This window comes from Pseudomonas sp. ESBL9 (assembly GCF_036668715.1).
Lineage (GTDB): Bacteria > Pseudomonadota > Gammaproteobacteria > Pseudomonadales > Pseudomonadaceae > Aquipseudomonas > Aquipseudomonas lundensis.
In genome coordinates, this window is sequence record NZ_JAZEVV010000002.1 from 478,730 (window position 1) to 505,511 (window position 26,782).

Here is a 26,782-nt window from a genome sequence, read left to right on the forward strand (position 1 = left end):
GTTCTCATTGGGCTTGCCATTCGTCCTCTTCCTGATCGATGGCCAGATCCATGGCCAATTGACAGGCGTTGAGCAGGTTGTGCCGCTGTTCCTCATCGGCAAATGTTTCGATGGGCAACAGGCGCAGCAGGCGTTTGATTTCACGGTAGAAGGTGATGAGTTCGGCCACGCTGTGCAGCGGCATCGACTGGCCCATGCGCTGAATGTCCTGCACCGTGCCCCAGCGTTTATCCACCAGTGAGACCAGATCGCCCATCAGTTCAGAAGGCCCGTATGCCATGCCCTTGCTCTCCCGTGACCAACGCTTTCCATAGCGCATGAACCTGATCTGACAGGCCGCACAGCACTCGCAGCTTGGCCATGTCGCTCATCACCCGCTCCAGCTTGACCGGGTCGAGGTGAGCTTGCTGGCTGTCCAGATCGGCACTCAGGGCTTTCATCATGAACCCCGTCACGCCTTCGATGGCGGAGCTGGCGAAGCGCGTCTGAATGTCCTGCCAGGCCGCAGACAGGCCTTTGTAATCAAGGACGGCATCGCGGTAGGTGTCGCGCAGCGCCTGCACCTCGCCCAGCCCTTGGGCGTGTGCCTCACAAGCCAGCGGGCCGATGCTCAGGCCGGTTTCAATTGCGGCGCCGTGTTCTTCGGCCATCTGCAACAGGGCTTGATCGATCAACGCCAACAGCGCGCGGGCGTCGGTTTTGGCGGCCAGCGTCTGACGCGCAAACGACAGCGCCACAAACTGGTGGCTGACCTCGCCGGAAAAGCTGTTGAGGTAGGCCTTGAGCTGCGCCATGTGGGTGAGCTGCCCGCTGGACAGTTGCGCCACCAGGGTGTCGAGTTTTTGCTGGCGGTCGAGGTCGGGCACCTTGTGCAGGTACTCTTCGAGCATCTCCTGAACTTCGCTCAGGCGCGCTTGCCCGTCGCTGATCTTGCGTTTGGCCAGTGACTTTTCCACCCGCTCGGAAAACGCGAACGTCAGTTCTTCAGCGGCATCGGCCATCGACTGGCTGGTGGACACGTAGTGCACCCGCTCGCCCTGAAAACTGCCGCTCAAGCGTGGGTCGGGGCTGCGCGACGGTTCGACCTCGCGATCCCGTGGCGCGGTGGGTGCCAGCAGGTTCTGGATGTTGGCCATAGAGGCACTCGCTCTCGTGCAGCTGTGAAGAAGAGCGCCATTGTAAAAATGCGCGGCTGGCGGCGGCTGCCAAAATCCGTCGCATTTTTTTAGGCTGCCCGTTTAAACGACTGGCCCAACCAATTTATAAAAACTCTCGGCCGAGACTGAAATTTCCTACAGAAGCTTCTCTTTAAAATGGCGGCCAGCCCCACACCCAAGCCGACCATGCCCCTCTCTTTTGACCCCATCGCCGATCAGATGCAGCACGTCATTGAGCAATGCCGGCTGATTCAGATCCGTGGCCGGGTGACGCAAGTCACCGGCACGCTGCTCAAGGCCGTGGTGCCGGGCGTGCGCATTGGCGAGTTGTGTCACCTGCGCAACCCGGACCATTCGTTGTCATTGATGGCGGAGGTCATTGGTTTTCAGCAGCATCAGGCGTTGCTGACACCGCTGGGAGAAATGCACGGGATTTCTTCAAACACCGAGGTCAGCCCGACCGGCACCATGCACCAAGTGGGCGTGGGCGAACATTTGCTCGGGCAGGTGCTCGATGGCTTGGGTCAGCCTTTGCAAGGCGCGCCCTTGGGCGAACCGGCCGCCTGGTATCCGGTGTATCGCGACGCGCCCGCGCCCATGAGCCGCCAACTGATTACCCGCCCGATTTCATTGGGCGTGCGCACCCTGGACGGGCTGTTGTGTTGCGGCGAAGGCCAGCGCATGGGGATTTTTGCAGCGGCGGGCGGCGGCAAAAGCACGTTGCTGGCGACGCTGATGCGTAACGCTGAAGTGGACGTGATCGTACTCGCGCTGGTGGGTGAGCGCGGGCGCGAAGTGCGCGAATTCATTGAGTCCGACCTGGGCGAAGAGGGCCTGCGGCGTTCGGTGCTGGTGGTGGCGACCTCCGACCGGCCCGCCATGGAACGGGCCAAGGCGGGCTTCGTGGCGACCAGCATCGCGGAGTACTTTCGCGATCAGGGCAAGCGGGTGTTGCTGCTGATGGACTCGGTCACCCGCTTTGCCCGTGCCCAACGGGAGATCGGTCTGGCAGCGGGCGAACCGCCCACGCGCCGTGGCTATCCGCCGTCCGTGTTTGCCGCCTTGCCGCGGTTGATGGAGCGCGCCGGGCAATCGGACACCGGCTCGATCACCGCGCTGTACACGGTGCTGGTGGAGGGCGACGACATGACCGAGCCGGTGGCCGATGAAACCCGCTCGATCCTCGACGGGCACATCATCCTGTCGCGCAAGCTGGCGGCGGCCAATCACTACCCGGCCATCGATGTGTTGCGCTCGGTGAGCCGGGTAATGAATCAGATTGTGACCCCCGGTCATCGGCACGCGGCCAGTCAGGTGCGCGAGTGGATGGCCAAATACGAAGAAGTGGAATTGCTGCTCAAGATCGGTGAGTACCAGAAAGGCCAGGACCCGATTGCCGACCGCGCCATCGACAAGATGCCTGCGATCCGGGACTGGTTGCGTCAGGGGACTCACGAACTCAGCAACTTGCCGCACAGCCTTGCCCAACTGGAGGCCCTTGCCCAGTGACCTTGCACACGCTGTTAACCATCAAGTCCTTGCGCGCCCGGCGGGCGGAGCAGGAACAACATCGGCATCAACTGCGGGTACAGGCCTGCCGACACGCCCAGGCCTTGAGCGTGACCGAGCATCAGCAGTACCAACAGTGGCGTCAGGCCGAGGAAGCGCGCCTGTTCGAGCAGTGCAAGGAGCAGCCGTTCAACCGGCAAAAACTGGAGCGGTGGCAGCAACAGGTGGCCCTGTTGCGTGAAGAAGAAGCCCGCCTCGAACAAGCGATTGCCGAGCGCACGCATGTGTTGGTGCAAGAGCGCGAGTTGTGGCGCTTGAGCCAGCGCAAGCTGCTGGACGCGCAGCAACAGGTGGAAAAATTCACCGAATTGAGCCGCCATGCACTGGACGAAGAACGCCACATGAATGAGTTGAAAGAAGAAATGGAACTCGATGAATTTCGTCGTCCGGACGTGGTGTCATGACCCGCATCAGCCCGGTCGAACCTTCGCTGCCGGGGGAGACGCCAACCCCGATGACCCCTGAAAAAGCGCTGCAACAGCACTTTGAACAGGCACTGCTTGCACCGCGAGTGAACGTGCCGACACCGATGCGCCCGACGCTGTCGGCGCTGGGCAGTTCCTTTCAACAGGCTCATCACGCGTTCGCCCTGTTGCTCAGAGGGCCTGAACCCCAAGCGACACCTGCGCCCCCGGCCGACGAACAGCACAGGCAGCACGCTGCAGAAGCGTTCAATGTTGAGGACAGGGCGCAGCGCCCGCCCGTGCGTGCGATGGAGACCTTAAAACCTGCTGTCGACGTTGCCGAGGGCTGCGAACCTGCAGCGGTACACGCCAAGACGCACGATCATGCTCAGCCCCCCACCGCCGCGCAACTGCCTGCCCGACACCCTGCCATCGACACGTTAAACACCGTTGCGGACGCTGCCGAACCTGCCAGACACGTCATGTCCGAGGGCGTTAGCCTCCCTTTTGCTGGCCAACAACCGGCGCAGATACCGCCCTTTCACACCGCTGCCGTCGCTGCCGTCGCTGCCGAACCGGCGAAGCACGTCAAGCCTGAAGGCGATACCCAGCCGCTCACCGCCGCACCGCCGACGCTGCCGGAGGCGTTGAACACCGGCGTGTCCACCGCCGCAGGTGACGCTCACCCTGTCGATTCCCACGGCGCAGCGGCCCCGGTTGCGCCTGCGAACGACAGCCGCGCTCAGGATGACGCGCCTCAGGACGAGCCGACTCGCGACCTGCCCCTGGGGGATGACCCGCCTGACGCGTTCGCCGCCTTGATGACCCCCGGCGACAAGCTGCTCGCCCGTTTACAGCCCACCCCGGCCCCCCCCGTTTTGATGCGGGACATGCAGCAGTTGCTCAGCGCGTTGCAGCCGCACATCCAGTGCGCTGTCACCCCCACCGGCAGCGCCAGTGTGGTGCAGGTGCATTTGCCGCAGCTCGGGCATGTGGAGGTGCAGTTGGTGACGATTCACGGTCAGTTACAAGTCGATATTCAGGCCAGCCCCGGCAGCCTGTTGCAGTTGCAACTGGCGCGCCATGAGCTGCTGGAGCGTCTGCAACGGGTCAGCCCGGAGCAACCGGTGCACCTGTCATTCAGCAATGCCCAGGACGGCGATCAGCGCTCGCGTCAGCGGCGCAGTGTGTATGACGAGTGGGAGCCGCAGCCATGAACGGCTTGGGACTTAAGGCGGTCGAGCCGCAGGAGTGGGCGTTGCAGCAACGCCTGGCGGTGTGCCGCAGCCGCTACCCGTTTGAGGACGGGCACGCGCAATTGGCGGTCAGCCATCCTCCGGCGGGTCTTGATATGGCGCTGCGGGTTCACTGGCGCGGCGTGCCGCTGCGCTGGTTGTGCCACCGCGCCTGTCTGGCGCAATGGCTGGCGCCGCGCTTGCAGGAGGCGGCTTTCGCCAGGTTGCCCCCCGCCCTGCAACTGGCGTTGCTGGAAGTGGAGGCGGCGTCGTTCACCGGCCTGGTGTGGGAGGCCGTCGAGCCGTGTGTGCCGACCGCACGAACCCCTTGCTTGAGCCTCAGCCTGTCCCGTGGCAGCGAGCAGTTAGTGGGGTGGCTTGAGGAAGATCCCGGCGCGCTGCTGGCCATGCTCGCGCCCCGGCCATTGCGCGAAATGCAGCCTGTGGCGCTGGTGTTGTCGTTGCAGTGGGGCCCCGTGGCGCTGACCCCCGCGCTGTTGAATTCGGTCTGCCCCGGCGATGTGCTGCTGTTGCCCCCGCACCACGACGCGCAAAGCCCGTTGCTGGCCCATATCGAAGGGCGCCCGTGGGCGCACGTTCTTCCTGAAGACTCTCACCTCAAGGTACTCGCCATGCACACACCGCCCCCGACTGACCCCGACCACGCCCTGGCGGGTCTCGATCAACTAGACGTGCAGGTCAGTTTTGAGGTGGGTCGTCAAACCCTCGACCTGCACACGCTGGCAGCGCTGGAGCCGGGCGCGCTGATTGATCTGGCCTGCGGGCTGGAAGGCGAGGTGCGCATCCTGGCCAATCAGCGCTGCGTCGGCACCGGTGAGCTGGTGCGCATTCAGGACCGGTTGGGGGTGCGCGTCACCCGCCTGTTGCCGGGCAGCGCCGCATGATTCAGTTACCGGACGAACTCAGCCTCATCATGGGGCTGGCCTTGCTGGCCCTGTTGCCGTTTATCGCGGTGATGGCCACATCGTTTATCAAAATGACGGTGGTGTTTTCGCTGTTGCGCAACGCGCTGGGCGTGCAACAAATCCCGCCCAACATGGCGATGTACGGGCTGGCCATTATTTTGAGTGTGTACGTGATGGCCCCCGTGGGGTTCGCCACCCGCGACTACCTGAAAACCCATGAGGTGAGCCTGAGTAAAACCGAATCGGTCGAGTTGTTTCTCGATGAAGGCATGCAGCCGTACCGCGATTTTCTCAAGCGTCAGATCCAGACCCGCGAGCACGCGTTTTTCGTCGACAGCACGCGGCAGATCTGGCCCGCCGAATACGCCGACCGTCTGGAACCCGACAGCCTGCTGATCCTGCTGCCTGCGTTCACCGTCAGTGAGCTGACCCGCGCGTTTGAAATCGGCTTTTTGATCTACCTGCCGTTTATTGCCATCGACCTGATCATCTCCAACATCCTGCTGGCGATGGGGATGATGATGGTGTCGCCGATGACCATTTCGCTGCCGTTCAAACTGTTGCTGTTTGTATTGCTCGACGGCTGGGCGCGCCTGACCCATGGGCTGGTCATCAGTTATGGGGTGTGGCCGTGAACAACGCCGATATCCTGCACTTCACCAGCCAGAGCCTGTGGCTGGTGCTGGTGTTGTCGCTGCCCACGGTGCTGATTGCCGCCGCCGTCGGGACACTGGTGTCGCTGCTGCAAGCCCTGACGCAAATCCAGGAACAAACCCTGGGCTTCGTCGCCAAGCTGGTGGCGGTGGTGGTGACCTTGTTTGCCACGGCGGGCTGGATGGGCAACGAGCTGTTCACGTTCGCGGACATGACGCTGCACAAGGTGGCGCTGGTCCGATGAGCATTCAGGACCTGCAACAGCTGCTGCTGGCCTACACGCTGCTGTTGCCGCGCATCCTGTGCTGTTTTGTGGTGATGCCGATCCTGAGCAAACAGATGCTCGGTGGCGGGCTGGTGCGCAACGGCGTGGCCTGTTCGCTGGCGCTGTTCATCTACCCGGCCGTGGCCGGCACGCTGCCTGCGACCCTGACGGGGCTGGAGCTGGCGCTGGTGATCGGCAAGGAAATCCTGCTGGGGCTGTTGATCGGCTTTGTGGCGACCATTCCGTTCTGGGCCATTGAGGCCACCGGTTTCATCATCGACAACCAGCGCGGTGCCTCGATTGCCTCGACCCTGAACCCGACGCTGGGCAGCCAGACCAGCCCCACCGGGTTATTGCTGACGCAAACCCTGATCACGTTGTTTTTCTCCGGCGGCGCGTTTTTGATGTTGCTCGGGGCGCTGTTCCAGAGCTACGTGAGCTGGCCGGTGGCGACGTTTTTTCCGTACGTGGGCGAGCAATGGGTGGTTTTTTTCTACAGCCAGTTCAGCCAGTTGCTCAGCCTGTGCGTGCTGCTGGCCGCGCCGCTGTTGATCGCGATGTTTCTGGCAGAGTTCGGACTGGCCCTGATCAGCCGATTTGCGCCGTCGCTCAACGTGTTCATTCTGGCCATGCCGATCAAAAGCATCATCGCCAGTTTTTTGCTGGTGATTTACCTCAACGTCCTGATGACCCACGCCTATGACAGCCTGTTGCTGGCGCTGGACCCGGTGCAGTTACTGACGCCGGTGCTGGAGGGGCGATGAGCGGCGAAAAAAGCGAACAGCCCACGCCCAAGAAACTGCGCGATGCGCGGGTCAAGGGTCAGGTGGTCAAAAGCCGTGAAGTGGTGTCCACGGCGTTGATTCTGGCCTTGGTCGCGTTGTTCATGGGCGCCTCGTCGTACTACATGGAACACTTGGGCGGCCTGATGCTGATGCCCGCCACCTACCTGAACCTGCCCTTTGGCCAGGCCTTCGAGCTGGTGCTGGAAAACCTCATGCAGGAGCTGGTGTACCTGTGCCTGCCGATACTGGCCGTGGCCGCGCTGGTGGTGATCGCCTCGCACCTGGCGCAATACGGCTTTCTGCTCAGTGGCGACGCGATCAAGCCCGACCTTAAAAAGATCAACCCGGTGGAAGGGGCGAAGAAGATCTTTTCGGTTCGCAGCCTGGTGGAGTTTCTCAAGTCCACCCTCAAGGTTGCGCTGTTGACGCTGTTGGTGTGGGTCACCCTGGAGGGCAACCTCAACGCGTTGATTCGCTTGCCCGCCTGCGGCCTGGGCTGCATTGCACCGGTCATCGGCCTGATGCTTGAGCAGTTGATGCTGGTGTGCGGTGTCGGCTTTGTGCTGATTTCAGCCGCGGACTATGCGTTTGAGCGCTATCAGCACAACAAGCAGTTGCGCATGAGCAAGGACGAGATCAAGCGTGAGTACAAGGAAATGGAAGGCAGCCCCGAGATCAAGAGCAAACGGCGGCAGTTTCACCAGGAGCTGCAGACCAGCAACCTGCGCGCTGACGTGCAGCGCTCGTCGGTCATCGTCGCCAACCCTACGCACATCGCCATTGGCATTCGATATGTGCGGGGCGAGACGCCGTTGCCGCTGATTACTCTCAAATACACCGACGCCCAAGCGCTTCAGGTGCGGCGCATCGCCGAGGAAGAAGGCATCCCGGTTTTGCAGCGCATCCCGCTGGCGCGCGCGTTGTATCAGGGCGGTCATGTGGATCAGTACATTCCGGCCGATTTGATCGAGCCCATGGCCGAAGTGTTGCGCTGGCTGGCCGACTTGCACAAAGAACCGTAAATCCGGCTGATCGTGCAACCTGGCACGCCTTTTGTGGTCAATGCCGGCCGGGCGTTGCATCGGTTTGTCACGCTCGGCAATGTGCCGCTGCCCCCGGCTTTTGCATCAAACCAACGCCCGGCCTGATCGGGCCTCCCTCCATCTCGCCACCACAGGAACTCGGATGCTTGAGCTTGTTGCTGCGTTTATCTGCCTGACGTCGTTGCTGACGTATGTGAATTACCGTTTTATCGGCCTGCCGCCCACGATTGGCGTGATGGTCACCGCCCTTTTATTTTCCCTGCTGTTGCAAGGGTTGAGCGTACTCGGCTACCCGGGCCTCGAAGACCGCGTGCAACAGTTGATCGGCCAGATCGATTTTGGCGATCTGCTCATGAACTGGATGCTGGGCTTTTTGCTGTTTGCGGGCGCCTTGCACGTTAACTTCAACGACGTGCGCAGCTACCGCTGGCCGATCGGTTTGTTGGCCACCGTGGGTGTCTTGATTGCCACCACGGTGATCGGCAGCCTGGCGTACTGGATTTTTGGCCTGTTCGGCTGGCACATCAGCTTCCTCTACTGCCTGCTGTTCGGCGCGCTGATCTCCCCCACCGATCCGATTGCAGTACTCGGTGTGCTGCGCACCGCCAACGCCTCCAAACCCCTGAAAACCACCATCGTGGGCGAGTCGCTGTTCAATGATGGCACTGCGGTTGTGGTGTTCACGGTGTTGCTGGGCATTGTGCAATTGGGCGAAACCCCCAGTGTCAGCGCCACGGCCATGATGTTCGCCCATGAAGCCATTGGCGGCGTGGTGTTTGGCGGGCTGATCGGTTATCTGGTGTACCGGATGATCAAAAGCATTGAGCAGTACCAGATCGAAGTCATGCTGACCCTGGCGCTGGTGATCGGCGGCTCGGCCATGGCCAGCGAGCTGCACGTGTCGGCGCCGATTGCGATGGTGGTGGCCGGTCTGATTATCGGCAATCTGGGCCGTAACAAAGCCATGAACGAGATGACCCGTCGTTACATGGACGGTTTCTGGGAGTTGCTGGATGACATGCTCAACGCGCTGCTGTTTGCGCTGATCGGCATGGAGTTGTTGCTGCTGCCGTTCTCGTGGCTGCATTTGCTGGCGGCCAGTGCGTTGGCCGTGGCGATTCTGCTGTCGCGCCTGCTGACCGTCGCCCCGGCCATTGTGTTGCTGCGCCGCTGGCGCGCCGTGCCCCGGGGCACCATCCGCATCCTGACCTGGGGCGGCCTGCGGGGCGGGGTGTCGGTTGCTCTGGCACTGGCGTTGCCGCTGGGCCCGGAGCGCGACCTGATCCTGAGTATCACCTACATCGTGGTGCTGTCGTCGATCCTGTTCCAAGGGTTGACCATCGGCAAACTGGTCAGACACGTGACCCAAGATGCGCCTGCCCCCGCCGCGGCCGACAGCGCGCATTAACCCCGCCACCCGGCACAGACCCTCTGGGCGCTGACGAGCCGTGCGAGGCTGCCAATGCAGCCTCGCCCCTCAACAGCGACTACGTAAGACCCTTCTTGCATCCTTGTGGGTGCTTCCCTGCACGTTGACTACACTGAATCTCGTTTGGCTGAAGGCGCTTTCGGCAATGGCCTGAGTGCGCCTGTTCGTTCGGGTTTTCCTTACATACCCAATGTGTACATAACGGAAAAGGGGAAAGGGATGAGTACATCTGCAGCTTATGCGTCACCCGCGGCAACGCCCAGGCGTCACGTGGGTGCTTATATTTTGATCGTCGCGGCACTGGTGGCACTGGTCATCACGGCGTGGCGCTTCTTCACCCCGCTGTCGGGCATTGATGGCTCGGGCGGAGCGATGACGGCGATGTTTGCCGAACTGGTGATGGTTGTACTCGGGCTGTTACTGCTCAAAAGCCATGCAGGCGGGCTGCGAGGCTTTCTCCTGTTTTTGAGTTGGGCGGGGATTATCGGGACCTTTATCGCCGCCCTGTTTTTGCACGGGTGGTGGACTGCCGCCGTGCTGGCAGTGGGCGCGGTGGGTGTCGTGATTGAAACCTTCACCCCGGCAACCAGGAGCGCGTGACATGACTGGAATGAAAAAACACCTTTTGAGCGCCCCGGCCTTGTGCATGCTCGCGGGCATTTCCACGGCCCAGGCCGACACCTACACCGTACCCGCGCCGCTGCTGGCCCCGTCGAACGTATCGGCCGAGAGCGCCAAGCTGCCGACGCCGAACGGCAAGGAATGGGACAGCTTTCACGGTCAGTTGAGTGCGCAAAAGTATTCGCCCCTCACGCAAATCAATAAGGACAACGTCGGCAACCTGACCAAAGTCTGGCAGTACTTCACCGGGGACATGTCCACCGGCACCGGCAAAATCCCGCCGTCTGTCTGGTCGGCCACGCCGATTTTTGCCAATGACACCTTGTACATCGGCACGCCGTTTTACCGAATCATTGCCCTCGAACCCGAGACCGGCAAAGAGAAATGGGTGTTTGATACCAAGTCGCCTCTGGTGGCCGAAACCCAGCCCGCGTTGAAATCCCGGGGCGTGGCCTATTGGCAGGAGAAAACCCCGCAAGCGGGCGTGGCCTGCCAGAAAGTCGTGTACCTGGGCAACATGACGGCGCAGCTGTTTGCGGTCGATGCCGACACCGGAAAGCCGTGCGAAAACTTCGGCAAAAATGGCGTCGTAGACATCAACCAGTGGAACACCCTCAACGCCAAATGGCCGCTGTCGGTCCTGCAACCGCCTACCGTGATTGGCGACAAACTGATCGTGGGCTGGGCGGGCAAAGACTGGGAATACGAAGTCGAATCACCGGGCTCGCTGTTCGCCCTGAACGCCCGCACCGGCGAGCTGGAATGGGAGTTCAAACCGATTCCGCCTGAAGAAGAGGGCAAAACCGGTACGGCCAACATCTGGACGGCCATGTCTTACGACCCGGCGCTGGGATTGCTGTACATCCCGGTGTCCTCGCCGTCGCCCAACTACTGGGGCGGCAACCGCACCAAGCCGATCCCGCTGGGCACATCTACCACCGCGCTGGATATCAACACCGGCAAAGTCGTCTGGTCGCGTCAGTGGGTTCACCATGACCTGTGGGATTACGACATCAACTCGGCACCGACGTTGATGGACATTACGGTGAATGGCAAACCGGTGGCTGCCTTGGTGCAAGCGACCAAGATGGGCTTCCTGTTCACGGTTGACCGGCGTACCGGCGAAGACGTGTGGCCGATCGAGGAGCGTCCGGTGCCGCAGGGCGATGCCGATGGCGAAGTGTACTCACCGACCCAGCCGTTCCCGACCAAACCTGCGCCGTTGATGGACCAGTCCAAGAAACCGGCGATCTGGAAAGTCGCGGACATCGTTGGTTTTGGCCAGTGCTCGAAGATGTGGGACGGTCTGGAATACAACGGCATGTACTCACCGCCGACCACCAAAGGCAACGGCGTGCTCGCTTACCCGGACAGTGCCGGTGGCGTGCAGTGGGGCGGGGTTGCGTTTGACCCGGTCAACCAGGTGGCCATCGTGAACACCTCGCACATCGTGCAGATGATCAAACTGTGGGACCGCGCCGCGTACGACAAACAGCCCAAGGACGCCGGTAACGAAAACGGCTTCTACCCGCAGATCGGCGCGCCGTATGGCATGTCCTTGCTGAACGCGCAGAACTGGGCCGGCATGCCGTGCTGGGCGCCGCCGTTCGGCGAAATCGTGGCCCTGGACATGCGCACCGGCGACGTGAAGTGGCGTCGCCCGATGGGCGCGGTTCAGCAGTGGGGCTGGTACATGCCGCAAGACATGGGCTCACCCACCATCGGTGGCCCGGCGGTGACGGCGGGCGGCGTGATCTTCATCGGTGCCTCGATGGACGCCAAAGTCCGTGCCTACGCGCTGGATGACGGCAAGGAGCTGTGGTCCGACATCGTCATGGCCCCCGCCGTGGCCAACCCTGCGGTGTACGAATACAAAGGCCGGCAATACGTGGCCTTCGTCGCGGGGGGCAACTCGATCCTCAAGGATCAAGTGGGCGATCAGGTGGTGGTGTACGCATTGCCTAAGTAATGCCTGACACCTGCATGCGCAGTGGCTGCCGCCCTGCGGCGGGCTTTGAGGTTTAAAGCCCGTCGCGGGGTGGCAGTACGTCTACAGCGACAAACGCTGCAACTGTTCGCTGGCGTGTTGCGCGAACAATTGCAGCAATCCCTCCAGCGTATGCGGGCCCGGTTCGTCGGCTCGGGTCAGGGCGTACAGCGTGATGGGCAAGGCGGGTGTCAGGGGCCGGATCCTGGTGCGTTCGCGTGATGCCCCCAAAGCGGTAAACGGGTCAATCACGGCAAGCCCGGCACCCGATTCCACCATGGCGCTGGCCAGTGAATAGGTCTGCACCGCCAGCCGGATACGGGGCGGCGGTTCGATGGCTTGCAGGTAACGTTCAAATCGCGCAAACAGCGGGTCTGCACTGCTCAGACCAATCAGTGGTGCATTCGCCAACTCATCCAGTGCCAGCGGCAACCCGAGCTCGGCGTCGGGCCAGTAATCCCGTGGTGCCAGTGCCACCAGCACGCCGTGAGCCAGCGCCTGCGCCTTGATGCCGGGGTGATCGGGTTGTTTGAAGGTCAGGGCGACGTCGAGTTCGCGCATCAGCAGGTTTTGCACCAATTCGCGGGTATGCGCGCTGGCCAGTTCGCACCGGGTGTCGGGGTAGCGCCGGGTCCATTCATTGATGACCGGCGGCATCAGCGACAGGGCCAGCGCCGGGGTGCTGCCGATGCGCAAACGATGCCCCGGCTCGCGGCGCAGGCTGGCGGCCAGGCGCTGCACGCCTTGCAGGCTTTCGGTGACTTTATCAACCTCACGCTCCAGCAACAGCGCTTCGGGCGTGGGCTGGAGTTTGCCGCGTACCCGCAGGAATAACGCAAACCCCAGTTGTAATTCGGCGTGCTGCAACACCTTGCTGACCGCCGGTTGCGAGACGTGCAGCAACTGGGCAGCGGCACTCACCGAGCCGGTTTGGCGGATGGCCTGAAAAACCTCGATATGTCGCAAACGCATGGCAGTCGTCCATAACCTTTGTTTATGGGGTGAGCATCTTTATTCATTGTTCGTGGCCTGTCACCTGCCCCTAATCTGAAAGCCGCATAACTTTGGGTTAAGGACTGACATGGCACAGCGGGTTTGCATCATCGGCGGCGGCGTTATCGGGCTGGCAACAGCGTATGCGCTGGTGCGCGAAGGTTTTGACGTGACGCTGATCGAAGCCCAGCCCACCCTCGGCAGTCAGACCAGTTTCGCCAATGGTGGCCAGTTGTCGTATCGCTATGTGGCGCCCCTGGCCGATGCCGGGGTGCCGTGGCAAGCCTTGGGGTGGATGCTGCGCGCCGATTCGCCACTCAAACTTCGCCCGCGCATGGACCCGGCTCAATGGCGTTGGCTGGCCTCGTTTGTCGGCGCTTGCCGGGGCTCGGTCAATCAGCGCAACGGTGCGCACCTGCTGCGCTTGGCGCTGCTTAGCCAGGCCACCTTGCAGCAGTGGCGCGAAGAAGATCAGCTCGACGGCTTCGAGTGGCGGCGCAATGGCAAACTCGTGGCCTTTCGTGAACCCGCGCACTTCGATAAGGCGCGGCAAAAGGTTATCCACAGCTCGTTTCAACAGGCGCTGTCAGCCAGTGAGTGCGCGGCGCTGGAGCCGGGTCTGCAAGGCGCTCCCTTTGTCGGCGGTATTTACACCCCGGACGAGGAGGTGGGCGATTGCCATCTGTTTTGTCAGCAGTTGGTGGCGCGCTTGCACGCCTCTGGCCGTTGCACGTTTTTGTTGGGCAAAACCGTGACGCGTCTCGTGCACCATCAGGGCGCCGTGACCGCGGTGGAGATGGGGCATGACGTGTTGCCGGTCAGTCAGCTGGTACTGGCTGCGGGCCATAACAGCCCTGCGCTGCGCTTGCCCGGACTGGACCTGCCGATGTACCCGCTCAAGGGCTACAGCCTGACCTTGCCCTTGGCCGATGTGAAAAAAGCCCCGGATATGAGCCTCACCGACTACGACCGCAAGATTGTGTACGCACGCATTGGCGACCAGTTGCGTATCGCCGCGATGGTCGACATCGTCGGGTTCGACGCAGCGCCGGACCCCAAGCGCCTGGCTCAAATGCGCCAGTTGGCGCAAAGCACCTTCCCTGAGGCCGGTGACTATGGCGACGCCATCGAATGGGCTGGCATGCGCCCTGCAACACCGACGGGTGTGCCGATCCTGGGGGCCAGCGGCTATCGCAACTTGTGGCTCAACCTGGGGCACGGCGCCCTGGGCTTCACGCTGGCCTGTGGCAGCGGCCGGTTGCTGACGGAATTGATCGCGCAGCGCCAACCTTCCATCGACATGCAGGGCCTTGCGCCCCATGCCGCTTGAATCTGTACCCACAACAAGGAATCACCCGATGACGATTCACCGAATTAACAGCAATGACCGTTTGAGCGCCGCCGCGACGTTTGAGGCGTTGGTGTTTTTGTCCGGGCAAGTTCCCACGCACACTCAGGACATTGCCGCGCAAACCGAAGAAGTGCTGGGCAAGATTGATGCGCTGTTGGCCGAAGCAGGCAGTGACAAAGACCACATTCTCAACGCCACTATTTATGTGCAAAACATCCAGCGTGATTTTGCGGCCATGAATGCGGTGTGGTCGGCCTGGCTGTCGGCTGGCAAGGCGCCGACCCGTACCACGCTGCAAGCCGAGCTGGCGCGGCCCGAAGTGCTGGTGGAAATCAGCGTGATTGCTGTACGTCGTTAATCTGTTTTAAAGGGGAAATAAGAAGATGAAAAAACTCACCTTGATCAGTTGCACGCTGGGCCTGTTGATCAGTCAGGCAGTATCCGCCAATGACGCACCGTTGCAGGGCACGTTGAAAAAGATCGCGGATTCGGGGCGCATCACCCTCGGCTATCGGGACGCTTCGGTGCCGTTCTCGTATGTCGGCGACAACTCGGGCAAGCCCATGGGCTACTCCGTGGATCTGGCGAATAAAATCGTCGAAAACGTGCAAAAGAAGCTGGGCGACAAGCCCCTGAACATCAAATACAACCTGGTGACGTCGCAAACCCGCATCCCGCTGGTGCAAAACGGCACGGTGGATCTGGAGTGCGGCTCAACCGGCGTTACGGCTGAACGCCAGAAGCAGGTGGCGTTTTCCTACGGGTTTATCTACGTCAAAGGCCAGTTGCTGACCGCCAAGGACAGTGGCATCAAGGGGTTTGATGACCTGCGCGAGAAAAACGTAGTGACCACCGCGGGCACCACTAATGAGCGTTTCATCAAAAGCTACAGCGCCGATCACAAAATGGGCATGAACGTCATCAGCGCCAAAGACCATGGCGAAGCGTTCAAAATGCTCGAAACCGGCCGTGCCGTGGCGTTTTATATGGATGATGCATTGCTGTACGGCGAACGCGCCAAGGCGCGTGACCCGCATAACTGGGTGGTGGTCGGGGACGAACAATCGCGGGAAATCTACAGCTGCATGGTGCGCAAAGATGACCCGCAATTTCTGGCCGTGGTGAATCAAACCCTGGCCGACCTCTACAGCTCAGGTGACATCACGGGTATTTATCAGCGCTGGTTCGAGCAACCGATCCCGCCCAATGGCTTGAACCTGGAGTTCCCGATGACCGCAGAACTCAAGCAAATCATTGCCAAGCCCGTGAGCGATCCGGTGGAGTAACGCCGATCTGTCGCTGTCGAGCGGCATCAGCGAGTGCTCGACAGCGATACAGACGGTGGGTCAACGCCGGTTTCACTCCGGCAGCGCTGCACCTTTGGGCCACAGTAGCCAGATATTGCCTTTCTGCTTCATGTCGCCCGCCAGTTTGCCCGCCTCGGGGCCTGTGCCGACGAAGAAGTCGGCACGTACTTCACCTGCTATCGCACCGCCGGTGTCTTGTGCGGCTACCGGGCGCACGATGGGCTGGCCATCTGGCTGAGTGGTGGAGAGCCACAACAGGCTACCCAGTGGAATCACCTTGCGGTCCACCGCCACGCTGTAGCCTGCGGTCAGGGGCACGTTCAGCGAGCCGCGCGGGCCTTCGTTGCTGTCGGGGTTTTGGGTGAAGAACACGTAGCTCGGGTTGCTGGCCAGCAGTTCGTTGACGCGCTCGGGGTGCGCCATGGCCCAGGCGTGAATGGTGCCCATGGTCACGTCTTCTTTCTTCAATTGCCCCTGTTCCACCAGCCAGCGGCCGATCGGTTTGTAGGGATGGCCATTCTGGTCGGCGTAGCCAATGCGCAATTGGCGGCCGTCATCCAGTTGCACGCGGCCCGAACCTTGGATCTGCAGGAATTGCAGGTCCATCGGGTCGGTCAACCACGCAATCACAGGCGCGTTCAGGCCTTGGGCATTGATGGTGGCCGCGGTGTCGTAGGGTTTGATGACACGGCCTTCAAGGCGACCGCGCAGACGCTTGCCCTTGAGTTCCGGGTAGAGGCTGTCGAGGTTGACCACGATCAGGTCGGACGGCACGCCGTAAACCGGCACCTTGGCGACCTCGTTGGCTGTCAGGCTGCCGGGGTAGACGGGTTCGTAATAACCGGTAATCAGGCCGTCGCTGCTGCCCTGCGCCGAACGCAGGCTGTAGACATCCAGGTGGGTTTGCAGAAAATCGCTGATCTGGGCCACGCTCGGGCTGGCCGGTAATTGGGCCGCCTCGCTGCAAATGCGACCCCAGTTGGCGTCGGCCTTGAGCCGGGTGCAGGCGCTGCGCCAAGAGGCGAACCCGCCTTGCAGATCCGTACCGGTCACTTCGGGCAATGCACTCCAGTCAGCTTTGCTGTACGTGGTGTGAGGGGCTTCAGGCTGTTTGGCGTCCTGATCGGTGCCGTTGCAGCCGGCCAACAACATGACGACGGGCAAGGCCCACACCCATGGCTTTAAAAGACGACTCATCTGCGATGTTCCTTTGCGGTTGCCGGGGTTCGAGAACCGTCAGGGCAATCCTTATATTCATTAGGGGTATTGGTCTTTACAGGTGACGCGAGGATACTGGCGACCGATTTTCGTGATGTGAAGCGACCATGACTCTGAAACGATTGACTGTTGTACTGCTGGCCTGCCTGACGCTGTCGGCGTGTGGTGGGGTTGATCCCAATTCGCCGCTGGGCCAGCGCAAAGCGATTTTCAAACAAATGCTCAAGACCAGCGAAGACCTGGGCGGCATGTTGCGTGGGCGAATTCCGTTTGATGGCCCGCGTTTTACCGAGGGCGCGATCAAGCTGGATGCATTGGCCCATGAGCCGTGGAAGCATTTCCCGCAGGTCAAAGAGTCCGACCAGACCAGCGCGACCGATGATGTGTGGCAAAAACAGGCACGTTTTCAAGACCTGGCCCGTCAACTGGAAGCGGCCACGGGGGAGTTGGTCATTGCCAGTCAGGTTCAACCGTACAAGGCCAGCAACCTCGCGCCTGCGGTGCAGAAAGTCGAAGACACGTGCAGCGCGTGTCACAAGGAATTTCGCAACCACTGATCACGCCTTCACATTCCCAGCCTCGCACGGCCATCTCACTGCGTGAAAGGGCCGTGCGAGGCTGGCGTGAGGCTTACTGGTCCAGTTGATCCAGCGCTTCTTGCAATTCTTTGCGCGACTCAGCCAGCTTGTCTTTGCGCTTGTTGATTTTTTCCGGGTCGCCTTTCTTCATGGCTTTGTCCAGATCGGCCTGACGCCGGCTGACTTCATGCTTGGCATCGAGCACCTTGCTTTCGCGCTCCTTCTTCAAGCTTGAATCGGTGCAATACTTTTTGACTTTTTCCAGGGCTGTTTCAAGACCGGCAATCTGCCCGCTGTTGTTGTGAGCGCGGGCGTATTCCAGCTGAGTTTCGATTTCTTTGATCTTGGCAGCGCAGCCCTTCAACTCGGGCGCTTGATCCGCAGCCATCAGCGGAGCAGCCATCAGGCCGCAAACAGTAAACAGGGCGAGCGGTGAAAGAAATTTCATGAATAGCTCCATAACAAAAAGTGACAATACACACAGTTCAAAAATGCGAAACGCAGCATGGGTGTTGAATAAGTCTGAAGCAGGCTAGTCGAAGCCCGGCACTGCAGCAGCCCGTAATGTTTCGCTTATTGCCCGTACGTTCGGGTCTTGCAGGAACGCACTCAATTGTTCGGCACGGCGTGGGCCAATGCCCGGCTCTGCCCGCCAGGCGTCGGTATCACGCGCAACCAGCGCCTGCCACGAGTGGCCCAACGCCGCGTCCCCCGTGGGCGGCAACCCGATTGCTTTGACCCAGCGCTCGAACGGTTGTTGCCGGGCGCGCTGAAAACTGGTCAATAAACGTTCACTGCTGCGCTCGCCGAAGCCCGCAATCTTAACAAGCCGGGAAGCATCCAGGGTCAACCAATCGGTCAGGCTGTTGATTTGTCCGCTCTGGATCAACTTTTTCCACGTTCCGGGCCCGACAAACGGTAGGGCCAGACCCTGCTTGCTGCTCAACCTGTTCAGTCGCGCCAAAAATTGGCTTTCGCAGCCCGGCGTCGACTGCCAGCAGCTCAGGCTGTGGAAGTTTTGGGGGTTGGGGGCGTTGACTTCAAGGCGCTCGGGTGCGCGCAGCACCACGCTGTCCAGGCGTGGAATGGTCATGCCTGCGAGGCTGATAGCCACGTGGTCTGCGGGGCGAATATCCAGGGTTTGCCAGCGTTGCAGTGAGCCGACGCTGATGCGCTGGATGCGCCGGTCGTCGAGTGTCACGGGGGCCAGCGTCAGCATCGGCGTGATGCGCCCGGTGCGGCCGATATTGAACGTCACGCTGCGCACTTCGGAGATGGCTTGGGCGTGGGGGTATTTCCAGGCGACGGCCCAGTTCGGGGGGGTTGCCTGCCAGCGCTTGGCGTCGGGGCGTTCGCTCTGGCGTAACACAACGCCATCGGTGGCAAACGGCAACGCCGTGGTGTGCCAGCGCTGGCGCCAATCTCGCGCCTGTTCGAAGTGTTCGACCGGCTGGCTGTAGGTCTGGCTGTCGACAAACCCCAGGCGGGTCAGGTGCTGCAAACGCTCGGTCAGCGTGGCCGGGCCGTCGGGCCAGTCCCAGACAAACAGGCCAATACGCTCGGCATGCTCAGGGGCGAGGGTGTGGCGTGCCATCAGGCCTGCAACCAGGCTGCGCGCATTCAGGCTGCCAGAGGTGGCTTGGACATGGCCGGGCAAGCGCCAGTAGAGTTCGCCGTGCAGCACCAGCGTGACAGGGTGCGCCAAGGTGCGGGGAATGGCATTGAGGGTAAGGGCCGAGGCGGTCCAGTCCTGACCTTTCTCGCCGTCCCCCCGGCTGATCACGTGTTGCAGTTGGCCTTCACGATAGGTCAGCGTCACGGCCACGCCGTCGACCTTGGGTTGCACCCAAATCCCCCGGCGGTTGGCCAGCCAGCGTTTAACGGCCTGGTCGTCGGGCAGTTTGCTCAGACCGGTGTGGGGCACGGGGTGCGCCACCTTGCCCCGTGCTGTGTGCAGCGGGTCACTCGCAGGCGTTGCGCCGACGCAACGTTGCCACTGTTCCAGGCGCGCTCGTGCTTGATCGTATTGAGCATCCGTCACGAGGGAAACGCCTAGGCGATGGTAGCTGTCATCCCAGATCTGCACTTGTTGTTCGAGACGGCTGATGGACAGGTTGGCCTGGGCCGGTGACCCGTCGGGGCAGGCGGCGGCGCCTGCAGAGGTCGTGAGAAACGCGAGCGCAAGCCCGCTTAGAAGACGAAGTGTGACCAGCATCATGAGCATCCTTGCCCGGTAAGAATGCTTAAGGCTAGTGCAGGTTCTCAGTCGGACCGTGCCGCAGCTTTACCGCATGTTTCGCGGGCAACACGTTCACCGGGCGCAGCACCAAAAAAGCCCCGGACAGTTGCCTGTCCGGGGCTTTTGGGTGCAGCGGGGCGCGGTTACACGCCAGCGGCAGCGCGCAGCTCTTCAGCGCGGTCAGTGCGCTCCCACGTGAACGTGGTGAAGGTGTCGTCGCCGACCGTTTTGGTCTGCGGCGTGCGGCCGAAGTGGCCGTAAGCGGCGGTTTCCTGGTACATCGGGTGCAGCAGGTCGAGCATCTTGGTGATGGCATAAGGACGCAGGTCGAACACGTCACGCACCAACTTGATGATTTTTTCGTCAGAGATTTTGCCAGTGCCGAAGGTGTTCAACGAGATCGAAGTCGGTTGAGCGACGCCGATTGCGTAGGAAACCTGAATCTCGCAACGCTCGGCCAGACCGGCAGCCACGATGTTCTTGGCCACATAACGACCCGCGTAAGCCGCCGAACGGTCAACCTTGGAAGGATCTTTACCCGAGAATGCGCCGCCGCCGTGACGGGCCATGCCGCCGTAGGTGTCAACGATGATCTTGCGACCGGTCAGGCCGCAGTCACCCACCGGGCCGCCAATGATGAACTGGCCAGTCGGGTTGATGTGGAACTGGGTGTCTTTGTGCAGCAGTTCGGCAGGCAGTACGTGCTTGACGATCAGCTCCATCACGCCGTCGCGCAGGTCGGCAGCGCTGACGTCCGGGTTGTGCTGGGTCGACAGCACGATTGCGTCGATGCCCACCACCTTGCCATTGTCGTAACGGCACGTGACCTGGGATTTTGCGTCCGGACGCAGCCAAGGCAGCAGGCCGGATTTACGGGCTTCGGCCTGGCGCTGAACCAGCTGGTGCGAGAAGGTGATCGGCGCTGGCATCAGCACGTCAGTTTCGTTGCTGGCGTAGCCGAACATCAGGCCCTGGTCGCCGGCGCCCTGATCTTCAGGCTTGGCGCGGTCAACACCTTGGTTGATGTCAGGGGACTGCTTGCCGATGATGTTCATCACGCCGCAGGTAGCGCCGTCGAAGCCGACGTCAGAGCTGGTGTAGCCGATGTCGGTGATCACGTCACGAACGATCTGCTCCAGGTCAACCCAGGCCGACGTGGTCACTTCGCCGGCGATGATCGCTACGCCGGTTTTCACCAGAGTCTCGCACGCCACACGGGCGAACTTGTCTTCAGCAATGATGGCGTCCAGCACCGCGTCAGAAATCTGGTCGGCGATTTTGTCCGGATGCCCTTCAGACACGGACTCGGAGGTGAAAATGGAGTATTCGCTCATCTCGACGGTTTCCTAATATTTACCGATGGTGAGTGTCGCCAGAAGGTCGCTGAAAGTGGCGGACCTGAATCTGGAAACCATTACGTAAGCCTACATAGAGGCTTTCCCCGGGAACGAGTCCCGCAGCGGTGGCCCAACGGGCCAGATCATCTTGTTCAAAACCTAGCCACAAATCGCCGCACGCCTCGCGGGCCCACGCCTGATTATGGCTACACAACTCTGTTACCAGCAGGCTACCGCCAGGTTGCAGCAAGGTGGCCAGTTGCTTCACTGCTTCGGCCGGTGCGGCGAAATGGTGCAGGACCATGTTCACCACCACGCAATCGACTTGAATCTGCGAACCGTTGAGCGCGTCGGCCAGGATCAGGCTGACGTTGTTCAGTGATTCGCGCTCACACACCTGACGCGCCAGTTCAAGCATCGCCGGGCTGTTGTCCAGTGCCGTGACCTGGTCAAAGCGTCGGGCCAGATCAGGCAAGAAGCTGCCATCGCCGGGGCCGACCTCCAACGCAGTGGCGGGCGCAGTGAAGCTCAGTTTGTCGAGCAATGCCAATACGCTGTCCCGGTACTGCGGCAAGCCTGCAATCAGGTCTTGCTGGGCGCGAAATTTCTCGGCAATGCGCGAGAAAAAGTCTTGGCTAGCGGCAGCGCGTTGCCCGTGTACGGCGCTGATACGTGCCTGTACGTCGGCGGGCAGGGTCAGGTTGTCGACCTCACCCAGTAACGCGGCGTGCAACGTGCCGCCCAATTGTTCGGTGTGGGGCAGGGCGCGGCGATAAAAGATCGCGTTGCCTTCACGCCGTGTAGCCACCAGCCCGGCCTGGGACAGCACCTTGAGGTGATGGCTCATGCCAGATTGGCCGGTCGCGAAGATCTGGGTCAGCTCCAGCACACCAAATGAATCGTTGGCCAACGCGCGCAGCACATTCAGTCGCAGCGGATCGCCTCCAGCCTTGCACAAGGCGGAGAGCTCATCGCAATCGTCATGGCGAATTGAAGGCACGCGTAAGTTCATGGGGTCGCAGTCTAGTTACCCCGTTCTGTCGTCGCAAGGCCAATATCAAAACATTTTGATATTGGTCGATAACTGGCACGTTGGTCGGACGGCTTAAGTGTAATGACGAGCGTAGCGGTCCAATCCTCAACAGATTGAACGGTTAAGCGCAGGAAAAATGATTCAAGTGACTATCTGTCATTGCCCGAGGGCGCTGCCTGAGGGAAAATGCTCGCCTTTTTCCGATTCGTTTTTATTTACCCATTCCCAGGAGAACAGCGATGCCCAGCCGTCGTGAGCGTGCCAACGCCATTCGTGCACTCAGCATGGATGCCGTGCAAAAAGCCAACAGCGGCCACCCGGGTGCCCCGATGGGCATGGCGGATATCGCCGAAGTACTGTGGCGCGATTATCTGAAGCACAACCCGAGCAACCCGTCGTTCGCTGACCGTGACCGCTTCGTGCTGTCCAACGGCCATGGTTCGATGCTGATCTACTCGTTGCTGCACCTGACCGGCTACGACCTGTCGATCGACGACCTGAAAAACTTCCGCCAGTTGCACAGCCGTACCCCGGGCCACCCGGAGCTGGGCTATACCCCGGGCGTTGAGACCACCACCGGTCCTTTGGGTCAGGGTTTTGCCAACGCCGTAGGTTTTGCACTGGCTGAAAAAGTCATGGCCGCGCAGTTCAACCGCCCAGGCCATACCATCGTTGATCACCACACCTACGTGTTTATGGGTGATGGCTGCATGATGGAAGGCATCTCCCACGAAGTCGGCTCGCTGGCCGGTACGTTGGGCCTGAACAAGCTGATCGCGTTCTATGACGACAACGGCATTTCCATCGACGGCGAAGTCGAAGGCTGGTTCACCGACGATACGCCAAAGCGTTTCGAGGCCTACAACTGGCAAGTGATCCGTAACGTTGACGGTCACGATCCGGAAGAGATCAAGACCGCCATTGAAACCGCTCGCAAAAGCGATCAGCCAACACTGATCTGCTGCAAGACCACCATCGGTTTCGGTTCGCCGAACAAGCAGGGTAAAGAAGATTGCCACGGTGCTCCGCTGGGTAACGACGAAATCGCCCTGACCCGCCAAGCGCTGAACTGGAACCACGGCCCGTTTGAAATCCCGGCTGATATCTACGCCGAGTGGGACGCCAAGCAAGCCGGTGCTGAAGCTGAATCCGAATGGGACAAGCGTTTTGCTGCCTATGCGGCCGAGTTCCCGGCGCTGGCCAATGAGTTTGGCAGCCGTATGAACGGTGACTTGCCCCTCGATTTTGATCGCCGTGCGAACGAATACATTGCTGAGGTCGCGGCCAAAGGCGAAACGATCGCCAGCCGTAAAGCCAGCCAGAACGCACTGAATGCCTATGGCCCGATGCTGCCAGAACTGTTGGGCGGTTCGGCCGACCTGGCCGGTTCTAACCTGACCCTGTGGAAAGGCTGCAAAGGCGTTACGGCTGAAGACGCCAGCGGTAACTACGTGTACTACGGTGTACGTGAGTTCGGCATGAGCGCAATCATGAACGGCATCGCCCTGCACGGCGGTCTGGTGCCTTACGGCGCGACTTTCCTGATGTTCATGGAATACGCCCGCAACGCCATTCGCATGTCGGCCTTGATGAAGCAGCGCGTGATTTATGTGTTCACCCACGACTCCATCGGTCTGGGCGAAGACGGCCCGACCCACCAGCCCATCGAGCAACTGACCAGCCTGCGCACCACGCCGAACCTGGACACCTGGCGCCCGGCGGACGCGGTGGAATCCGCAGTGGCCTGGAAGTTCGCACTGGAGCGTAAAGACGGTCCGTCGGCGCTGATCTTCTCGCGTCAGAACCTCAACCACCAAACCCGTGATGCCGCGCAAATTGCCGACATCAACCGCGGTGGCTACGTGCTCAAAGATTGCGCAGGCGAGCCTGAGCTGATCCTGATCTCGGCCGGTTCGGAAGTCGGTCTGGCGGTTCAGGCTTACGACAAACTGACCGAGCAGGGCCGTAAGGTACGTGTTGTGTCGATGCCGTGCACCAGCGTGTATGAAGCGCAGGACGCAGGCTACAAGCAATCGGTTCTGCCGTTGCAGGTCAGCGCGCGTATTGCCATCGAAGCGTCCCACGCAGACTACTGGTACAAGTACGTTGGCCTGGAAGGTCGCGTCATCGGCATGACCACCTACGGCGAGTCGGCGCCTGCGCCTGCCTTGTTCGAAGAGTTCGGTTTCACCCTGGAAAACATCCTGGGTCAGGCTGAAGAACTGCTGGAAGACTAAACGCCCGACGCGGCGGCCCTTTGGCTGCCGCGCTTCCCGTCGTCGTTGCCCACGGTTGTGAAGGGGCGCTGTGCAACCCTTTGCTGAAGGCCTGCGGGCCTGATCGCAGCTTTGGGCAGCGACTGCAGGTTTTGAAGAATAAGAGAACCCCATGCCTCAACCGCGTCCTTACAAAGTTGCACTCAACGGCTACGGCCGCATTGGTCGTTGCGTCTTGCGTGCGTTGTGTGAGCGGGGAGCGGCTGCCGGGTTTGAAATTGTTGCCCTCAATGACCTGGCCGATATGGCCAGCCTCGAATATTTGACGCGCTTCGACTCCACGCATGGCCGGTTTCCCGGCGAGATACGGATCGAAGGCGACTGCCTGCATATCAATGGCGACTGCGTGAAAGTGTTCCGCAGTGCCACCCCTGAAGGAATTGACTGGGCCGCGCTGGGCGTTGATCTGGTTCTGGAATGCTCCGGTGCCTACAACACCCGTACGGACGGCCAGCGTTTTCTCGACGCCGGGGCCCCCGCTGTATTGTTCTCGCAACCGATGGCCAGCGAGGCCGATGCCGACGCCACCATCGTGTACGGCGTGAACCAGCACAGCCTGACCGGCGCCGAGCGCCTGATTTCCAACGCGTCATGCACCACCAACTGCGGCGTGCCGCTGTTGCGTCTGCTGGATCAGGCGTTTGGTCTGGAGTACGTGTCGATCACCACCATTCACTCGGCGATGAACGATCAGCCGGTGATTGATGCCTACCATGACGAAGACCTTCGTCGTACACGCTCGGCGTTTCAGTCAGTGATTCCGGTGTCCACCGGTCTGGCCAAAGGTATTGAACGTTTACTGCCGGAACTTGCGGGCCGAATTCAAGCCAAAGCCGTACGGGTGCCGACCTTGAATGTGTCGTGCCTTGATATCACGTTGGTCACCGCGCGCGACACCACTGCGGAGCAAGTGAACAAGATGTTGCGCGAGGCCGCGAGCAGCGGCCCGCTCAAAGGCTTGTTGGCGTATACCGAATTGCCCCATGCCAGCTGTGACTTCAACCATGACCCGCATTCGGCGATTGTCGATGCCAGTCAGACCCGTGTGTCCGGCCCGCGGTTGGTTAACCTGCTGGCCTGGTTTGACAACGAATGGGGTTTTGCCAATCGAATGATCGATGTGGCAGAGCACTATCTGCATGTAACTCACCCAAAAACCGTTCTCTCACATTAGAAACTCAGGAACTGCGACCCATGACCGTGTTGAAGATGACCGACCTCGATCTGCAAGGTAAGCGCGTACTGATCCGCGAAGACCTCAACGTCCCCGTCAAGGACGGTGTTGTCACCAGCGATGCGCGCATTCTTGCTTCGCTGCCGACCATCAAGCTGGCGTTGGAAAAAGGCGCAGCGGTCATGGTCTGCTCGCACCTGGGCCGCCCGACTGAAGGCGAATTCTGCGCTGAAAACAGCCTCAAGCCCGTGGCTGACTACCTGAGCAAGGCGCTGGGCCGTGAAGTGCCGCTGGTGAGCGACTACCTCAATGGTGTTGACGTCAAAGCCGGCGACATCGTGTTGTTCGAGAACGTGCGCTTCAACAAGGGCGAAAAGAAGAACGCCGATGAACTGGCCAAGCAATACGCGGCCTTGTGCGACGTGTTCGTGATGGACGCTTTTGGCACCGCGCACCGCGCCGAAGGTTCGACCCACGGCGTGGCCAAGTTCGCCAAGGTTGCAGCGGCAGGTCCGTTGCTGGCTGCCGAGCTGGAAGCGCTGGGCAAAGCCCTGGGCGCCCCGGCCAAACCCATGGCTGCGATTGTCGCGGGCTCCAAGGTGTCGACCAAACTCGACGTCCTGAACAGCCTGAGCCAGATTTGTGACCTGCTGATCGTGGGCGGCGGCATTGCCAACACGTTCCTCGCGGCGGCCGGCCACCCGGTGGGCAAGTCGCTGTACGAACCCGACCTGCTGGACACCGCGCGCGCCATCGCCGCCAAGGTCAATGTGCCGTTGCCGACCGACGTGGTGGTGGCCAAGGAATTCGCTGAAAGCGCTGAAGCCACTGTCAAACTAATTGCTGACGTGGCAGAAGACGACATGATTCTGGACATCGGCCCGCAGACGGCTGCGCACTTCGCCGAGCTGCTGAAATCATCCAAGACTATTCTGTGGAACGGTCCGGTCGGCGTTTTTGAGTTTGACCAGTTCGGCAATGGCACCAAAGTGTTGGCCCACGCCATCGCTGACAGCGCTGCATTCTCGATTGCAGGCGGCGGTGACACACTGGCCGCCATCGACAAGTACGGCGTTGCTGACAAAATCTCTTACATCTCGACCGGTGGCGGTGCGTTCCTGGAATTCGTTGAAGGCAAGGTATTGCCTGCCGTGGACGTTCTGGAAAGCCGCGCGAAAGCCTGAACGTGAATCAGGCCCTG

Annotated in this window: 26 protein-coding genes; 18 read left to right on the forward strand and 8 right to left on the reverse strand. The window is 61.0% G+C overall.

The window, feature by feature from the left end; all coding sequences use genetic code 11:
* Positions 1–4: 4 nt before the first annotated feature.
* Both V6F78_RS08765 and sctW read right to left on the reverse strand, forming a co-directional pair.
* The gene (locus V6F78_RS08765; RefSeq protein ID WP_332726964.1) at positions 5–280 is read right to left on the reverse strand and encodes a TyeA family type III secretion system gatekeeper subunit; all 276 of its coding nucleotides are present in this window, start codon (positions 278–280) and stop codon (positions 5–7) included.
* Positions 261–1,136, reverse strand: a complete 876-nt coding sequence (gene sctW, locus V6F78_RS08770; RefSeq protein ID WP_047296036.1) for a type III secretion system gatekeeper subunit SctW — start codon at positions 1,134–1,136, stop codon at positions 261–263. Before sctW ends, V6F78_RS08765 begins: the two co-directional genes overlap by 20 nt.
* A gap of 207 nt (positions 1,137–1,343) precedes the next feature.
* On the opposite strand from sctW, the gene sctN reads away from it, so the two are divergent.
* The 11 genes from sctN (at position 1,344) to V6F78_RS08825 (ending at position 12,057) form a co-directional block, all read left to right on the forward strand.
* Positions 1,344–2,666: a type III secretion system ATPase SctN gene (gene sctN / locus V6F78_RS08775; RefSeq protein WP_047296281.1), complete on the forward strand. Its 1,323-nt coding sequence runs from the start codon at positions 1,344–1,346 to the stop codon at positions 2,664–2,666.
* Entirely contained in the window at positions 2,663–3,130 is a 468-nt protein-coding gene (gene sctO, locus V6F78_RS08780; protein WP_047279425.1) for a type III secretion system stalk subunit SctO, read from the forward strand. Before sctN ends, sctO begins: the two co-directional genes overlap by 4 nt.
* Positions 3,127–4,347: a type III secretion system needle length determinant gene (locus V6F78_RS08785; protein WP_332726965.1), complete on the forward strand. Its 1,221-nt coding sequence runs from the start codon at positions 3,127–3,129 to the stop codon at positions 4,345–4,347. The genes sctO and V6F78_RS08785 overlap by 4 nt, the downstream gene beginning before the upstream one ends.
* Positions 4,344–5,270: a type III secretion system cytoplasmic ring protein SctQ gene (gene sctQ / locus V6F78_RS08790; RefSeq protein WP_332726966.1), complete on the forward strand. Its 927-nt coding sequence runs from the start codon at positions 4,344–4,346 to the stop codon at positions 5,268–5,270. The genes V6F78_RS08785 and sctQ overlap by 4 nt, the downstream gene beginning before the upstream one ends.
* Positions 5,267–5,926: a type III secretion system export apparatus subunit SctR gene (gene sctR / locus V6F78_RS08795; protein WP_047278251.1), complete on the forward strand. Its 660-nt coding sequence runs from the start codon at positions 5,267–5,269 to the stop codon at positions 5,924–5,926. Before sctQ ends, sctR begins: the two co-directional genes overlap by 4 nt.
* Positions 5,923–6,189: a type III secretion system export apparatus subunit SctS gene (sctS, locus tag V6F78_RS08800; protein WP_047279175.1), complete on the forward strand. Its 267-nt coding sequence runs from the start codon at positions 5,923–5,925 to the stop codon at positions 6,187–6,189. The genes sctR and sctS overlap by 4 nt, the downstream gene beginning before the upstream one ends.
* Positions 6,186–6,974, forward strand: coding sequence for a type III secretion system export apparatus subunit SctT (sctT, locus tag V6F78_RS08805; protein WP_047279423.1), 789 nt, complete (start codon positions 6,186–6,188; stop codon positions 6,972–6,974). The genes sctS and sctT overlap by 4 nt, the downstream gene beginning before the upstream one ends.
* Positions 6,971–8,017, forward strand: coding sequence for a type III secretion system export apparatus subunit SctU (gene sctU, locus V6F78_RS08810; RefSeq protein ID WP_332726967.1), 1,047 nt, complete (start codon positions 6,971–6,973; stop codon positions 8,015–8,017). The genes sctT and sctU overlap by 4 nt, the downstream gene beginning before the upstream one ends.
* Positions 8,018–8,180: 163 nt before the next feature.
* The gene (locus tag V6F78_RS08815; RefSeq protein WP_047281453.1) at positions 8,181–9,446 is read left to right on the forward strand and encodes a cation:proton antiporter; all 1,266 of its coding nucleotides are present in this window, start codon (positions 8,181–8,183) and stop codon (positions 9,444–9,446) included.
* A gap of 240 nt (positions 9,447–9,686) precedes the next feature.
* A complete protein-coding gene (locus V6F78_RS08820) occupies positions 9,687–10,067 on the forward strand; it encodes a hypothetical protein (RefSeq protein WP_047296032.1) in 381 nt (126 codons plus the stop codon).
* Position 10,068: 1 nt separating this feature from the next.
* On the forward strand, positions 10,069–12,057 hold the full coding sequence (locus tag V6F78_RS08825) for a pyrroloquinoline quinone-dependent dehydrogenase (RefSeq protein WP_095007393.1): 1,989 nt from the start codon (positions 10,069–10,071) through the stop codon (positions 12,055–12,057).
* A gap of 81 nt (positions 12,058–12,138) precedes the next feature.
* Here the strand turns inward: V6F78_RS08825 and V6F78_RS08830 are convergent, their stop codons facing one another.
* The gene (locus V6F78_RS08830; RefSeq protein ID WP_048375389.1) at positions 12,139–13,047 is read right to left on the reverse strand and encodes a LysR family transcriptional regulator; all 909 of its coding nucleotides are present in this window, start codon (positions 13,045–13,047) and stop codon (positions 12,139–12,141) included.
* A 109-nt stretch (positions 13,048–13,156) separates the two neighbouring features.
* Here V6F78_RS08830 and V6F78_RS08835 point away from each other — a divergent pair, with 109 nt between their 5' ends.
* Genes V6F78_RS08835 through V6F78_RS08845 form a run of 3 tightly spaced genes read left to right on the forward strand, consistent with a single transcriptional unit; the run spans position 13,157 to position 15,705 of the window.
* On the forward strand, positions 13,157–14,398 hold the full coding sequence (locus V6F78_RS08835; protein WP_047296027.1) for a D-amino acid dehydrogenase: 1,242 nt from the start codon (positions 13,157–13,159) through the stop codon (positions 14,396–14,398).
* A gap of 28 nt (positions 14,399–14,426) precedes the next feature.
* Positions 14,427–14,777, forward strand: coding sequence for a RidA family protein (locus V6F78_RS08840; protein WP_047278234.1), 351 nt, complete (start codon positions 14,427–14,429; stop codon positions 14,775–14,777).
* Positions 14,778–14,802: 25 nt separating this feature from the next.
* Positions 14,803–15,705 (forward strand): transporter substrate-binding domain-containing protein, encoded by a 903-nt coding sequence (locus tag V6F78_RS08845; protein WP_047296025.1) that lies wholly within the window; start codon positions 14,803–14,805, stop codon positions 15,703–15,705.
* 72 nt (positions 15,706–15,777) lie between these two features.
* On the opposite strand, the gene mltA is transcribed toward V6F78_RS08845, so the two are convergent.
* The gene (gene mltA, locus V6F78_RS08850) at positions 15,778–16,923 is read right to left on the reverse strand and encodes a murein transglycosylase A (RefSeq protein ID WP_047279394.1); all 1,146 of its coding nucleotides are present in this window, start codon (positions 16,921–16,923) and stop codon (positions 15,778–15,780) included.
* 128 nt (positions 16,924–17,051) lie between these two features.
* On the opposite strand from mltA, the gene V6F78_RS08855 reads away from it, so the two are divergent.
* On the forward strand, positions 17,052–17,501 hold the full coding sequence (locus V6F78_RS08855) for a c-type cytochrome (protein ID WP_047283220.1): 450 nt from the start codon (positions 17,052–17,054) through the stop codon (positions 17,499–17,501).
* A 73-nt stretch (positions 17,502–17,574) separates the two neighbouring features.
* On the opposite strand, the gene V6F78_RS08860 is transcribed toward V6F78_RS08855, so the two are convergent.
* The 4 genes from V6F78_RS08860 to V6F78_RS08875 all read right to left on the reverse strand — a co-directional run bounded on the left by V6F78_RS08860 (position 17,575) and on the right by V6F78_RS08875 (position 22,110).
* Positions 17,575–17,970: a DUF1090 domain-containing protein gene (locus V6F78_RS08860; protein WP_047278226.1), complete on the reverse strand. Its 396-nt coding sequence runs from the start codon at positions 17,968–17,970 to the stop codon at positions 17,575–17,577.
* 84 nt (positions 17,971–18,054) lie between these two features.
* Positions 18,055–19,737 carry an NAD-dependent DNA ligase LigB gene (gene ligB / locus V6F78_RS08865; RefSeq protein WP_332726968.1) on the reverse strand — a complete coding sequence of 561 codons (1,683 nt, stop codon included), beginning with the start codon at positions 19,735–19,737 and terminating at the stop codon, positions 18,055–18,057.
* Positions 19,738–19,904: 167 nt separating this feature from the next.
* On the reverse strand, positions 19,905–21,095 hold the full coding sequence (metK, locus tag V6F78_RS08870; RefSeq protein WP_047296017.1) for a methionine adenosyltransferase: 1,191 nt from the start codon (positions 21,093–21,095) through the stop codon (positions 19,905–19,907).
* A 19-nt stretch (positions 21,096–21,114) separates the two neighbouring features.
* Positions 21,115–22,110 carry an ArsR/SmtB family transcription factor gene (locus V6F78_RS08875; protein ID WP_047279390.1) on the reverse strand — a complete coding sequence of 332 codons (996 nt, stop codon included), beginning with the start codon at positions 22,108–22,110 and terminating at the stop codon, positions 21,115–21,117.
* A 260-nt stretch (positions 22,111–22,370) separates the two neighbouring features.
* Between V6F78_RS08875 and tkt the strand changes: the two genes are divergently transcribed.
* The 3 genes from tkt (at position 22,371) to V6F78_RS08890 (ending at position 26,765) form a co-directional block, all read left to right on the forward strand.
* Positions 22,371–24,368, forward strand: a complete 1,998-nt coding sequence (gene tkt / locus V6F78_RS08880) for a transketolase (protein WP_047296015.1) — start codon at positions 22,371–22,373, stop codon at positions 24,366–24,368.
* Positions 24,369–24,519: 151 nt separating this feature from the next.
* Complete coding sequence (epd, locus tag V6F78_RS08885; protein WP_332726972.1) at positions 24,520–25,581, forward strand: erythrose-4-phosphate dehydrogenase; 1,062 nt, start codon at positions 24,520–24,522, stop codon at positions 25,579–25,581.
* A 20-nt stretch (positions 25,582–25,601) separates the two neighbouring features.
* A complete protein-coding gene (locus tag V6F78_RS08890; protein ID WP_332726973.1) occupies positions 25,602–26,765 on the forward strand; it encodes a phosphoglycerate kinase in 1,164 nt (387 codons plus the stop codon).
* Positions 26,766–26,782: the final 17 nt, after the last annotated feature.